General features: G+C 67.0%; 10 protein-coding genes and 1 pseudogene. 9 read left to right on the forward strand and 2 right to left on the reverse strand.

Features of this window, described 5'->3' with window-relative positions:
* Positions 1–115: 115 nt before the first annotated feature.
* Positions 116–1493: pseudogene (locus tag CYD53_RS05360) on the reverse strand (M20/M25/M40 family metallo-hydrolase).
* A 363-nt stretch (positions 1494–1856) separates the two neighbouring features.
* On the opposite strand from CYD53_RS05360, the gene CYD53_RS05365 reads away from it, so the two are divergent.
* From CYD53_RS05365 to CYD53_RS05405, 9 genes are all read left to right on the forward strand, one after another.
* A complete protein-coding gene (locus CYD53_RS05365) occupies positions 1857–2651 on the forward strand; it encodes an IclR family transcriptional regulator (RefSeq protein WP_181011722.1) in 795 nt (264 codons plus the stop codon).
* A gap of 4 nt (positions 2652–2655) precedes the next feature.
* On the forward strand, positions 2656–4719 hold the full coding sequence (locus CYD53_RS05370; protein WP_103717051.1) for a hydantoinase/oxoprolinase family protein: 2064 nt from the start codon (positions 2656–2658) through the stop codon (positions 4717–4719).
* Between the two features lie 41 nt (positions 4720–4760).
* Positions 4761–6311: a hydantoinase B/oxoprolinase family protein gene (locus CYD53_RS05375; RefSeq protein WP_103717052.1), complete on the forward strand. Its 1551-nt coding sequence runs from the start codon at positions 4761–4763 to the stop codon at positions 6309–6311.
* Between the two features lie 90 nt (positions 6312–6401).
* On the forward strand, positions 6402–7541 hold the full coding sequence (locus CYD53_RS05380; protein WP_103717053.1) for an ABC transporter substrate-binding protein: 1140 nt from the start codon (positions 6402–6404) through the stop codon (positions 7539–7541).
* Positions 7538–8284 carry an ABC transporter ATP-binding protein gene (locus CYD53_RS05385; protein ID WP_103717054.1) on the forward strand — a complete coding sequence of 249 codons (747 nt, stop codon included), beginning with the start codon at positions 7538–7540 and terminating at the stop codon, positions 8282–8284. Before CYD53_RS05380 ends, CYD53_RS05385 begins: the two co-directional genes overlap by 4 nt.
* On the forward strand, positions 8253–9218 hold the full coding sequence (locus tag CYD53_RS05390; RefSeq protein WP_103717055.1) for a branched-chain amino acid ABC transporter permease: 966 nt from the start codon (positions 8253–8255) through the stop codon (positions 9216–9218). The genes CYD53_RS05385 and CYD53_RS05390 overlap by 32 nt, the downstream gene beginning before the upstream one ends.
* A complete protein-coding gene (locus CYD53_RS05395) occupies positions 9215–10000 on the forward strand; it encodes an ABC transporter ATP-binding protein (RefSeq protein ID WP_103717056.1) in 786 nt (261 codons plus the stop codon). Before CYD53_RS05390 ends, CYD53_RS05395 begins: the two co-directional genes overlap by 4 nt.
* On the forward strand, positions 9993–10871 hold the full coding sequence (locus tag CYD53_RS05400) for a branched-chain amino acid ABC transporter permease (protein ID WP_103717057.1): 879 nt from the start codon (positions 9993–9995) through the stop codon (positions 10869–10871). Before CYD53_RS05395 ends, CYD53_RS05400 begins: the two co-directional genes overlap by 8 nt.
* Positions 10872–10899: 28 nt before the next feature.
* On the forward strand, positions 10900–11232 hold the full coding sequence (locus tag CYD53_RS05405; RefSeq protein WP_092166171.1) for a cupin domain-containing protein: 333 nt from the start codon (positions 10900–10902) through the stop codon (positions 11230–11232).
* Between the two features lie 224 nt (positions 11233–11456).
* Here the strand turns inward: CYD53_RS05405 and CYD53_RS05410 are convergent, their stop codons facing one another.
* The gene (locus CYD53_RS05410; protein ID WP_103717058.1) at positions 11457–12608 is read right to left on the reverse strand and encodes a Gfo/Idh/MocA family protein; all 1152 of its coding nucleotides are present in this window, start codon (positions 12606–12608) and stop codon (positions 11457–11459) included.
* Between the last annotated feature and the right edge of the window lie 7 nt (positions 12609–12615).

Below are 12615 nucleotides of genomic sequence, written 5' to 3' on the forward strand. Positions count from 1 at the left end.
GAAGTGGACGCCGGCTCGCGTAAAGACAACGCATAGAGACAAGGAGCTGGAGCGGTTCAACGCTCCGATGGGATCGGAAACCGCTCCGGAACGAGGGCGTGCACTGCCCCGGCGCTCAAGGCGCCCGCAGCTGGCCGAGCTCGTGCAGCAGCGCGGCCCCGGTGCGCAGCCCGCTATAGAAGCAGTCGAGCGTCAGGTTCTCGTTGGGGCGCGTGGTTCGCCTCGTCGGGATTCGCATAGGGCGTGACGAAGGCGGGCATGCCGAGGATCTTGGTGAAGACATAGCCCGGCAGGCTGCCGAAGCCGGCGGGGATCAGCAGCGGCTCGACGCCTTGCGCGGCGACGAAGGCCCGGCGCAGCACCGGAGTGAAGGGCGAGGCGATCGGCGTCTTGGAAGGCTGCATGCCCTTCTCCGCCGCGATGAACTCGACCTCCGGCGCGTGCCTGGCGACATGGGCCGCGATCTTGCGCAGGATGTCTTCCGGATCCTGCGCCCCCACCAACCTGACATCGCATTTCACGAAGGCCTCGTTGGGTAGCACCGTCTTGGAGCCGGGCCCGCCATAGCCGCCGTGGAAGCCGTTGATGGTCAAGGTCGGGCGGAAGCAGAGACGATCATAGAAGGGCCGCTCCGCCGGCGCGTCGAGCCGTGCGAGCCCGAGGCTGTGCTTGAACGCCTCGATGTCGAGCGGCAGCCGCTCGATCGCGGCGAGCTCCTCCGGTGAAGGGGGCTCGACGCCGTCATGGAAGCCTTCGATGGTGATCTCGCCAGCCTCGTTCTTCATGGTGCCGAGCAGATGCACCAGCGTCCAGATCGGGTTGGGCACGACGCCGCCGAAATTGCCGGAATGCACGTCGCGACTGGCATGGCGGCAGCGCAGCTCGAAGGATGCCACGCCGCGCGAGCCGAACTTGATCGCGGCCGCCCCGCTGGCATGGCGCGGACCGTCGGCGGTCACCGCGAGATCGGCCTTCAGCACCTCCCTATTGGCGCGCACGAAGCCGGCGATGTTCGGGCTGCCGATCTCCTCTTCGCCTTCCAGCATCAGGATGACGTTGCAGGGCAGAGTACCATGCACCTTGATATGGGATTCGATCGCCAGGATCTGCGCGAAATGCTGGCCCTTATTGTCGCCGACACCACGTGCATAGAGACGCCCGTCGCGGATGGCGGGCTCGAAGGGTGGCGACAGCCATTTCTCGAGCGGATCGGGCGGCTGCACGTCGTAATGGCCGTAGAGCAGCACGGTCGGCTTGCCCGGCGCCTTCTCCCAGCGCGCGACGACCATGGGGTGCCCCTCGGTCGGCATCAGGCTGGTCTCGAGCCCGATATCGCTCAGCATCTCCACCAGCAGAGCCCCGACTTCGGCGATGCCGATATTTTCGGCGCTGATGCTGGGGTGGCGAAGATAGGCGATCAGGCGATCGAGGAAACTCGCTCGGTTCGTCTCGATATGCTCGAAAACCGCAGCCAGCGCATCGGAGGAAGGCATGACTTTGTCCCTGACTGAGAAGGATAGGCCTGAAGGCGCAGAACGCCTCATCACTTGTTTCTGGATAGTTGAGCCCGATGCTTGATGAAACGGTTTATCGGGGTGCCGGCATCTTTCGCACGGCATCCTTCGCCTCTCCAAAAGCCTCTCGGGCCTCGCTGGAGAGGCCCGCGCCGGAGCCAATTCGCCGCCCTTTCTAACAGCGCCAGACGATTCGGCGCTGCGCGCGCCCCGATCCGGGCATCCGAAGAAAACTGATCAGCACGGCCAGAGGAGGCATTGACCTCCCCGCGGCTTTCATCATAGCGTATCAAATAACAAAATGATGTTTCATTAAATGAAATGAAACACAGAGGAACGCCCTTGTCGACCAAGCCCGATCCAGATGCGGCCAAAGCCGCACCGGCCGGCACCAGCACGCTCGATCTCGCCTTGCAGGCGGTCGAGTACCTGGTGCAGCAGAGCCGTCCGGCCGCGCTGGCGCAGATCGCCGGTGCGCTGGGGGCATCGAAAGCCACGATCTACCGGCATCTGGTGACACTGCAGCGCCACGGCTTCGTCCGGCAGGATGCCGAGACCGGTCGTTACGAAGCCGGCATCAAGCTGATGATGCTGGGCGAGTCGCTGCGGCAGCGCTTCGACATCGTCAGCGCCGCCCGCGAGGAGCTGATGACCCTGCGCGATCGCACCGGCCAGGCCGTCACGGTCTGCGCCGCGATCGACGCCGAGCTGATCGTCCTCGAACTGATCCAGGGCCGCACGCTCATCGAATTCTCCACGCGCCCCGGCACGCGGCTCGCCTTCCATGCCAGCGCGCATGGCAAGATCTGGCTCGCCTTCGGCTCGCAGGAGCGCACTGCCGCCATTGCCAATGGCGAGCTCAAGGCCTGGACGCCGGCGACGATCACCACGCGGGAGGCCCTGCTCGCCGATCTCGAGGCCGTACGCGAACGCGGCTGGGCGACCGCACCCGACGAGGTCATCACCGGCGTCAACACGCTCGCCGCCCCCGTCTTCGACCATCGCCAGATCCTGGTCGGCTCGATCGCCATCGTCGGCGCGACACAGTTCATCCCTCCCGTCCCCGATCCCGAACAGATCCGCGAAGTCGTCGGCAGCGCCGCACGCATCTCGCGGGGATTGACCTGGAAAGACTGAAGCCATGAGCTATTCGCTGGCCGTCGATATCGGCGGCACCTTCACCGATATCGTCCTGCGCGACTCCAAGGGCGGCCTCAGCGTCGACAAGACGCTGACCACGCATCACGACCTGCTCGAAGGCTTCTTCCGCGGCGTCGATTCGGTGCTCGGCAAGGCCGGCGTCGCGGCCGGCGCCGTCGACGGCCTGGTGGTCCACGCAACCACGGTCGTGACCAATGCTCTGATCGAGCGGAAGGGCCTGCCGACGGCGCTCGTCGTGACCGAGGGCTTCCGCGACGTGCTCGCGATCCGCAACGAGCACCGCTACGACATGTACGATCCCCAGATCGAGTTCCCCGAGCCACTGGTGACGCGCGAGCTGACCTTCGGCCTGAAGGAGCGCGTCCTGGCCGACGGCACGATCGCGATCGCGCCTAATCCACAGGATATCGCGCAATTGGTGCGCGATATCCGCGCCAGCGGCGCGCGGGCGCTGGCGATCTGCTTCCTCAACAGCTTCGCCAACCCGGCCAACGAGGCCCTGGTCGCCGCAGCGCTGGCGCGCGAATTGAACGACGTCTTCATCTGCACCTCCTCGGAGGTCGCCCCGCAGATCCGCGAATATCAGCGCGCCTCCACCGCGACGGTGAACGCCTATGCGATGCCGATCTCGCAGCCCTATCTCAAGCGCCTGAGCGACAGGCTGCGCGTCGAGGGCTTCGCCAACACGCCCTTGATCATGCTGTCCTCAGGCGGCGTCGTCGGCGCGGAAACGGCCGGGAAGAACCCGGTGCGCATGATCGAAAGCGGCCCCGCCGCCGGCGCGCTCGCGGCCTGCCATTATGCCGAACTGCTCGGCATCGACCGCTTGATGTCCTTCGACATGGGCGGCACCACCGCCAAGGCCTGCCTGATCGAGAACCGCACCCCGCTGGTCACCGGGCTGTTCGAGGTCGACCGGCGCTATCGCTTCAAGGAGGGCAGCGGCCTGCCCGTCACCGTACCCTCGATCGACCTGATCGAGATCGGCGCCGGCGGCGGCAGCATCGCCCATGTCGACGATCTCGGCCTGCTCAAGGTCGGCCCGGAAAGCGCCGGCTCCAATCCCGGCCCCGCCTGCTACGGCCGCGGCGGCCAGAGCGCGACCGTGACCGACGCCGACCTCGTGCTCGGCCTGATCGACGCCGAAAACTTCCTCGGCGGCGACATGTCGTTGGACAAGCCGGCCTGCGAAGCCGCGATGGCGCGGCTCGGCCAGGCGCTTAACGTCTCCCCCGTCCAGGCGGCGCGCGGCATCTACCGGATCGTGACCGAGGCGATGGCCTCCGCCGCGCGCACCCATGCCACCGATCGTGGCGTCGATTATCGCGGCCTGCCGCTGTTCGCCTTCGGCGGCGCGGGTCCCTTGCATGCCTGCGGCGTCGCCGACCTGCTGCAGAGCACCTGCGTGATCGTGCCGCCGCAATCGAGCGTGCTCTCGGCCTTCGGTACGCTGGTGACGCCAGTCCGGCTCGATCTGGTGCGCAGCGACCTGACCTTGGTCGCCCATCTCGACTGGAGCCGCGTCGACCGCGTGCTCGGCGACCTGGAAAGCGAGGGCATGGCGGCGCTCGGCCAGTCCGGCTGCGCGCCCAAGGACGTCACGATCCTGGTCGGCGCCGATATGCGCTATGTCGGCCAGCAGCACGAGGTCACCGTCATCTTCGAAACCGACCCGCGCCAAGGCCGCGATGCGGGCGCTCTCGCCCAGCAGTTCGAGGCGGCCTATCGCACGCTCTACGGCGTCAACCCCTCGCATGTCCCCATCGAGATCGTCACCTGGCGCGTGGTGGCGCGCGGCCCGTCCCCGCGTTTCGACGGCCAGACCCGTCCGCAGATCGCGCAAGGGCAGGCCAAGCGCCATCGCCCGGTCCATGCCTGGCAGGATGACCAGTCGGTCCCGGTCTATGAACGCGCCGCGCTCGCCGTGGGCCAGACCGTCGCAGGCCCCGCCATCATCGAGGAGCGCGAGACCACGACCGCGCTCCCCCCCGGCTGGAACGCCACGATCGACAGCCTCGGCTGCATCATCGCCAGGAAAGGCTGAATCCGATGGCAGTGTCACATCCAACGGCAAAGTCGCCAGCAATGGACGGCGTCGAACTCGAAATCCTCTGGTCGAACCTGATCGGCATCGTCAACGAGCGGGCCAAGGCGCTGCAGCGCATCGCCTTCAGCCCGATCGTGCGCGAGGCGGGCGACCTGGCTTGCGCGCTGTTCGACCAGCGCGGCCGGATGGTGGCGCAGGCCAATACCGGCACGCCCGGCCATATCAACTCGCTCGCCTTCGCCGGTGCGCATCTCGTGCGCATCTTCGAGGGGCGCTGCGAGCTCGGCGACGTGCTGATCACCAATGATCCCTGGCTTTCGGCCGGGCATTTCTTCGACATCACGGTGCTGACGCCGATCTTCGACGGGCAAAACCTCATCGCCTATATCGGCTCGACCATCCACCACACCGATATCGGCGGCTACGGCATCGGCGCCGGCGCACGCGACGTGCATGAGGAGGGGCTGTGGATTCCCCCGCTCAAGCTCTATGAGCGCGGCAAGCCCAATGAGGTCCTCCACGATATCATCCGGCGCAATGTGCGCACGCCGGACGCCGTCTTCGGCGACCTCTCCGCCCAGGTCTCCAGCGGCGAGGCGGCGGCTGAATATCTGATCATGCTGTGCCGGCGCTACGGCGTCGCCGATATCGAAACCCTGTCGGACGAGATCATCAATCGCTCGGAAGAGGCGACGCGCAACGCCATCCGCAAACTGAAGCCCGGCACCTATCACGGAGAAACCAGCTTCGACGTGCCCGGCGGCGAGATCATCACGCTCAAGACCGCCGTGACGGTCGATGTCGAGGCCGGTGCGATCATCGTCGACTTCGCCGGCTCCTCGCCCCAGACCGCCACCGGCATCAATGTCGTGCTGAACTACACCCACGCCTATTCGACCTTCGCCATCCGCTCGTGCCTCAACCCCGATCTGCCCAACAACACCGGTTCGCTCGCGCCCATCGAAGTGCGCGCGCCGGAGGGCTCGATCATCAACTGTGCCTATCCCGCGCCGGTGAACGCCCGCCATGTGGTGGGCATGTATGTACCGATGCCGATCCTGAAGGCGCTGCATCAGGTCATGCCCGAGCGCGTGCTGGCCGAAGGCTCGGGCGCGGTCTGGACCATGCAGATCCAGGGCAAGCGGCAGGATGGCCAGGCCTTCACCTCCTCCATGTTCAACTATTCCGGCGGCATGGGCGCCCGCGCCAACAAGCCGGGCCCCAGCGCAACCTGCTATCCGACCGGCGTCGCAGCGGTGCCGATCGAGATCCTGGAGGCGACGATGCCGATCGTGTTCGACCGCAAGGAGCTGCGGCGCGGCTCTGGCGGCAAGGGCCGGATGCAGGGCGGCGACGGCCAGAGCATCCAGTTCCACATGCGCACCGACGCGCCCTGGCTGCTGAACGCAGTGCCGAGCCGATTGAACCACGGCCCCGACGGCATCGATGGCGGACTGCCCGGCGCATCCGGCCATTTCCTCGTCAACGGCAAGCCTGTCAGCGAAGCCAAGAAGCTGACGATGCAGCCCGGCGACGTCGTGCTCCTCGAAACGCCGGGCGGCGGCGGCTACGGGAAACCAGCAGCCTGAGCGAGGCGCGAAGCCTCGCCACCAAGACCATAAAGGGCGCGCCGCGGCTTGCGGTGAACGACCCGAAAGCAAGGGAAACGGGAGGAACCCATGAAGACATCCACTGCCGTGGCAGCCGCGCTCGCTGCCTGCCTCGCATCGGCTCTGCCGCAGATGGCGGGCGCGCAGGATTACAAGATCGGCGTCTCCGCCGGGCTCACCGGCTATGCCGCAACCGTCGATCGCGCCTGGCGCGACGGCGTCGAGCTCGCTGCGGCGGCCGTCAACGCCAAGGGCGGCGTGATGGGCCGCAAGATCCAGGTGATCGTCGAGGACAACCGCTCCGAGCCGCAGGAATCCGTGACGGTCTACCGGAAGATGCTGAGCTCCGACAAGGTCGACGTCTTCGTCAGCGGCTGCGTCTCCGCCGGCAATTTCGCCGCCGCCGGCCTGCTGTTGCGCGCCAAGGTGCCGATGATGCTGTGCTCGATCCTGCCGCAGCAGGCGGAGCATCTGCCCTGGGCTTTCACGACGCTGCCGCCGGCCGGTTTCGAGGTCGACAAGCGCCTCGAATTCCTCAAGGAGAAGACGCAAATCCGCAAGATCGCGGTGCTGCACGACCCCACGCCCTACGCCAATCTCCAGAAGACCGTGGCCGAGCGCAATGCCGCGAAATACGGGCTCGAAATCGTCTCCATCGAGCAATACAAGCAGGACGACGCCGATCTCAGCGTCCAGATCAGCAAGGCGCGCTCGGCCGGGGCCGGCGCCATCCTGAAGATCGGGCTCGGCGGCACCACGCTGACCGCCGCCAAGAACATCAAACAGCTCGGCGCCGACATGCTGCTGCTGACCAGCCTCGAGGACCTTGCCGTGTTCGGCCCCGTCGCCGAAGTGCTGGGCGACAAGTTCTTCTTCGTCGCCTCGCCCTCGCAGGTCTATGAGGCGCTGCCGGACGGCCCGCTCAAGACCGGCATCAAGGCGTTCCTCGACCCCTGGCGCGAGAAGTACCGGGACCGCGACCCGAACTGGGCCTCGCGCGGCTGGGACGGTGTGATGCTCACCGTCGCCGCGATCGAGCGGGCCAAGTCCTTCGAGGGCGAGAAGCTCCGCGCGGCCTATGAGGAGCTGAAGGGCTTCCAGGGCACGACCGGCGTCTACAATTTCCGGCCCGACCTGCATCAGGGCATCACCGAAAACCCCTTCGTGCTGGCGACGATCCAGAACGGCGCGGTCAAGGTGGTGCAATGAACCTGGCTCTGGCCTCGGCGCGGGGCGTCGCGGCTCCCGCGCCGATACTGGCGGCGACAGGGCTCTCGGCCCGCTATGGCCATGTCCAGGCGCTGCATCCACTCGATATCCGGATCGGCGAAGGCGAGCTCGTCGCCGTGCTCGGTCCCAACGGCGCCGGCAAGTCGACCTTGCTGCGGGCGCTGATGGGGCTGGTCTCGAATGCGGGCGAGGTCCGCTTCCGGGATGCGCCATTGCCGCGCCAGGATGTGGTCGCCGTCGCCTCGCGCGGCATCGTCCTGGTGCCGGAGGGGCGCGGCATCTTCGGGCCGATGAGCGTGGCCGATAATCTCGAACTTGGCGCCTATCGCCTGCGCGACAAGTCCGAATTCGCCCGCCGGCGCGAGCGCGTGCTGACGCTTTTCCCGCGCCTGAAGGAGCGACTGGGGCAGATCGCTGGCTCGATGTCGGGCGGCGAGCAGCAGATGCTCGCCATCGGCCGGGCGCTGATGGCCGGTCCCAAGGTGCTGCTCCTGGACGAGCCTTCGCTTGGTCTGGCGCCCCGCGTCACCGACGAGATCCTGGAGACGCTCGGCCTCCTGAACCGCGAAGGCCTCGCGATCGTGCTGGTCGAGCAGAAGGCGCCGCTGGCGCTGAAGCTCGCAGCCCGAGTCTATCTGCTTTCCCTGGGGCGCATCGTCGCCGAACTCGATCCGCGTGACATCACATCCCATGACGATCTCGCCCAGCATTACCTCTCCTGATCGGCGCCGCCTGCAGCTGGTCGGCCTGCTGCCCTGGCTCTTCGCCGGCGCAGTCGTCGGCTATGCCATCCTGGTCGGCGGCTATCCGGCGACCGTCGTCTCCTTCGCGCTGATCTATGCCGTCTTCGTCACCGGCCTGAACCTGTTCATGGGCTTCGCCGCCCAGGTCTCCTTCGGCCAGAACGCCTTCGCCGCGATCGGCGGCTATATCTCCGCCGTGCTCACCGCAAGCCATGGCTGGAGCCCCCTGCCCGCCATGGTGCTGGGCATGGCTGCGGCCGTGCTGGCTGCCGCCATCATCGGCTTCCCGACCTTGCGGCTGAAGGGCCATTACCTCGCCATGGGCACGCTCGCCATCGGCCTGATCGCCTATGAGATCACGGTCGAATGGCAGTCGGTGACGCAAGGCTATATGGGCATTTCCGGCATCCCGCCGCTGAGCCTGGCCGGCTACGAGGTATCTTCTGATCGCGGCCAGCTCGTCATGCTGGCGCTGGTCGTCGCCGGCGGCGCTTTCGCCGCGGCGCGCATCCGCCGCTCGCGCTTCGGCCGCGCCTTGTCGGCCGTGGCCGGCAGCGAGGAAGCCGCCCAGGCGCTGGGCATCGACGTCGCGCGCTACAAGCTGATGGCCTTCCTGCTCTCGGCGGGCTTTGCCGCGCTCGCGGGCTCGCTCTTCGTCCATGTCGTCGGTTTCGTCAGCCCCGAGGTATTCGGGCTGCACATGGTCATCGTCACCTTCACCATGCTCTATGTCGGCGGCATCGGCACCGTCGCGGGGCCGTTGATCGGCGCGCTGATCGTCAGCCTGCTGCCCGAGACCTTCCGTGCCTTCAAGGACTATCAGGACCTCGCCTATGGCGCGGCGCTGATCCTGCTCCTGATCTATGCGCCGCGCGGTCTCGCCAGCCTGTTCTCGACGCGAGGCCGCTCATGACCCGCCGCCTGCGGCTAGAGGGCGTGACGCGCCGCTTCGGCGGCCTCGTTGCCGTCGATAATGTCAGCTTTGCCGTGCCGGCCCAGGGCGTCACGGCCGTAATCGGCCCCAATGGCGCCGGCAAGACCACATTGTTCAACCTGATCTCGGGCTTCCTGCCCCCAAGTTCAGGTCAGATCATCTTCGAGGAAGAGGACATCACCGGCCTGCCGCCGGCCAGGATCGCGGCGCGCGGGCTGGTGCGCACCTTCCAGCTCGTCAGATTGTTCGAGGATCTCAGCGTGCTCGACAACGTCAAGGTCGGCTGCCATCTGCATGGCAAGGCCGGCCTGTTTTCGGCCCTGCTGCGCCCGGCTTCGGCCCGGCGCGAGGAGGCCGAGGTCGAAAACCGCGCCCGCGAGCTTCTGGCCTTTACCGGCCTTGCCGCGCTGGCCGAGGAACCCGCCTCCAGCCTGCCCTATGGCCGGCAGCGCCTGCTCGAACTGGCCCGTGCCATGGCGGCGGGTCCGCGCCTGATCCTGCTCGACGAGCCCGCCGCAGGGCTGAACGCCGAGGAATCGGCCGCCCTGTCGCGGATCATCCGGCGCATCGCCGAGACCGGTACGACGGTGCTGCTGGTCGAGCACGACATGACATTGGTGATGAACACGGCCGACCGGATCGTTGCGGTCGATTTCGGCCGCAAGATCGCCGAGGGCACGCCGGCGCAGATCCGCTCCGACCCGGCCGTGATCGCAGCCTATCTCGGCGCCCCCGCCAGCAAGGAAGCGGCCCATGGCTGACTGGTCCTATATCCCCCAGGTCCTGGTCAGCGGGCTCGGCATCGGCTGCGTCTATGGGCTGATCGGTATCGGCTTCTGCGTGATCTACAACGCCAGCGGCATCGTGAACTTCGCCCAGGGCGCCTTCGTGATGCTCGGCGGCATGATCACCCAGACATTGTTCAGCCGCCACGGCCTGCCCTTGCCGGTGGCGGCGCTGGTCGCGGTCGCGGCCGTCGCGGCGCTCGGCGTCGTGATCGAACGGATCGTCGTCAGGCCGCTCTGGAACCGCAAGGCGACGATGTTCGTGATGATCCTGGCGACGCTCGCAGCCCAAATCGTCATCGAGCGCCTGACGCTGATCGTGGTCGGCGACCAGCCCAAGACGCTACCGGTCTTCACCGACCTGCCGCCCCTCATGTTCGGCAGCGTCGCGATCGGCACGCAATTCCTCTGGATCGTGGGCGGCTCGCTCGCGATCGTCGCGCTGCTGGCCGCCTTCTTTGCCCTGACCCGCACCGGCAAGGCGATGCGAGCCTGCTCGATCAACCGCGAGGCGGCGGCGCTGCAAGGCATCCCGGTCTCGCGCATGCTGGCGCTGGCCTTCGCGCTCAGCGCAGCGCTCGGCGCCATCGCCGGCATCCTGATCACGCCGACACAATACACCGCCTTCAACGTCGGCGTGCCCTTCGCCATCAGCGGCTTCATCGCCGCGATCGTCGGCGGTTTCGGGCGTCCCTTCGGGGCTTTTCTCGGCGGGCTGCTGCTCGGCCTGATGCAGGCGCTCGCCATCGTCGTCTTCGGCGCCGGACTCAAGACCGTCGCGGCCCTGTCGGTGCTGCTGTTGTTCCTCTTCATCCGCCCATCGGGAATCCTCGGCGCGGCCAAGTAAGCGCGCCCGTCACGACAGGAGACAAGCCATGGACATCCACAAGATCGACTGGAGCCAGCTCCCCTGGACGCCGGTGCGTCCGGGCGTCGAGCGCAAGGCCTTCTCGGGCAGCGCCGCGACGCTGGCGCTGCACCGATTGATGCCGGGCCATGAGCCAAAACCCCACAGCCATCCCCATGAGCAGATCGCCTATATCGTCAGCGGCACGATCCGCTTCGTCGTCGGCGGCGAGGAGCATCTGCTGGGGCCGGGCTCGCTCCTGGTCGTGCCGGCCAATGTCGAGCATTGGGGCGAGGTCGTCGGCGACGAGCCCGTGATCAATCTCGACGTCTTCACGCCGCGCAGGCCTGAATACGCCTGATTAAGGAAACCACCCATCACCTTGGATTGATTCACGAACTCTTGCCCGCCCGTTTCGACGGAACGTCGCCGACTCGGCCAGTGGCGCATCCCTCGATTCTGACGCCGAGACTGCGCAATCAAAGTCCAGGTTCAAACATCCTGGGTATCTTCGAGCGAAGTGGACACAGCTTCACGTGACGAAAATGCGTTGAAATAAGTGGCTTTGGAATGGTGCGACAGCCTTCACGGCTCCGCCGTCACCCAGAGCCCGCCCACAGCATGGGAGCGCAGCGCGGCCTCGACCATGGCGACCCCGGCGAAACCATCCTCGATCGTCGGGAAAGTAACCATGGGATCGAGCGGCGCGCCTTTGCGCCGGGCCAGTATCGCCTCGGCCACCTCCGCATAGATCGTCGCGAAGGCCTCCAGATAGCCTTCCGGATGGCCCGAGGGAATGCGGCTGACCCGCTGCCCGGCAGCGTTCACTGCCGTCGTGCCGCGCTTGATGAGACGTGGCGCCTCGCCGAGCGGCGACCAGACAAGCTGATTGGGCTCCTCCTGTGACCAGTCGAGGCCGCCCTTCTCGCCAAAAACCCGCAGTCGCAGGCCGTTGTCGCTGCCCGGCGCGACCTGGCTCGCCCAGAGCGCCCCGCGCGCGCCATTGCCGTAGCGCAGCAGGATCTGGGCGTTGTCGTCGAGCCGGCGTCCCGGCACGAAGCTGGTCAACTCGGCCAGGATCTGCTCGGGAGCCATGCCGGTGACGAAATGTGCCAGTTGATAGGCATGGGTCCCGATATCGCCGATGCAGCCGCCCGCGCCCGAACGCGCCGGGTCGGTGCGCCATTCCGCCTGCTTCTGGCCGCTGGCCTCGAGTGGTCCAGCGAGCCAGTCCTGGGCATATTCCACCTGCACGACCCGGATCGCCCCGAACTCGCCCGCCTGCACCATGGCACGGGCATGGCGGACCAGCGGGTAGCCCGAATAATTATAGGTCACCGCGAAGATCAAACCGCTCGCCCGCGCCTTGTCGCGCAGCCGGCGCGCCTCTGCCAATGTCGCCGTCAGCGGCTTGTCGCAGATCACATGAAGGCCGGCTTCGAGAAAGGCCTCGGCCACCGATGCATGCATATGGTTGGGCGTGACGATCGCCACCGCCTCGATGCCGTCGGGGCGCGCGGCCTCGGCGCGGGCCATGCTGCGGTAATCGGGATAGGAGCGCCCTGGCGGAAGCCCGATCGCCTCAGCCGAACGCATCGCCTTGTCGGGCGAGGCTGAGAGCGCCCCTGCGACCAATTCGTAGCGGTCGTCAAGGCGGGCGGCGATGCGGTGGACGGCGCCGATGAACGCGCCTTCGCCGCCGCCGACCATTCCCAATCGAATACGTGGCTCGGGCATCCCGCGT

This window comes from Allobosea psychrotolerans (genome assembly GCF_002917105.1).
Lineage (GTDB): Bacteria > Pseudomonadota > Alphaproteobacteria > Rhizobiales > Beijerinckiaceae > Allobosea > Allobosea psychrotolerans.

Coding starts and splice junctions, on each gene's coding strand:
- CYD53_RS05370 (WP_103717051.1), top strand. CDS start 2,656: ATGAGCTATTCGCTGGCCGTCGATATCGGCGGCACCTTCACCGATATC.
- CYD53_RS05375 (WP_103717052.1), top strand. CDS start 4,761: ATGGACGGCGTCGAACTCGAAATCCTCTGGTCGAACCTGATCGGCATC.
- CYD53_RS05380 (WP_103717053.1), top strand. CDS start 6,402: ATGAAGACATCCACTGCCGTGGCAGCCGCGCTCGCTGCCTGCCTCGCA.
- CYD53_RS05385 (WP_103717054.1), top strand. CDS start 7,538: ATGAACCTGGCTCTGGCCTCGGCGCGGGGCGTCGCGGCTCCCGCGCCG.
- CYD53_RS05390 (WP_103717055.1), top strand. CDS start 8,253: ATGACGATCTCGCCCAGCATTACCTCTCCTGATCGGCGCCGCCTGCAG.
- CYD53_RS05395 (WP_103717056.1), top strand. CDS start 9,215: ATGACCCGCCGCCTGCGGCTAGAGGGCGTGACGCGCCGCTTCGGCGGC.
- CYD53_RS05400 (WP_103717057.1), top strand. CDS start 9,993: ATGGCTGACTGGTCCTATATCCCCCAGGTCCTGGTCAGCGGGCTCGGC.
- CYD53_RS05405 (WP_092166171.1), top strand. CDS start 10,900: ATGGACATCCACAAGATCGACTGGAGCCAGCTCCCCTGGACGCCGGTG.
- CYD53_RS05410 (WP_103717058.1), bottom strand. CDS start 12,608: ATGCCCGAGCCACGTATTCGATTGGGAATGGTCGGCGGCGGCGAAGGC.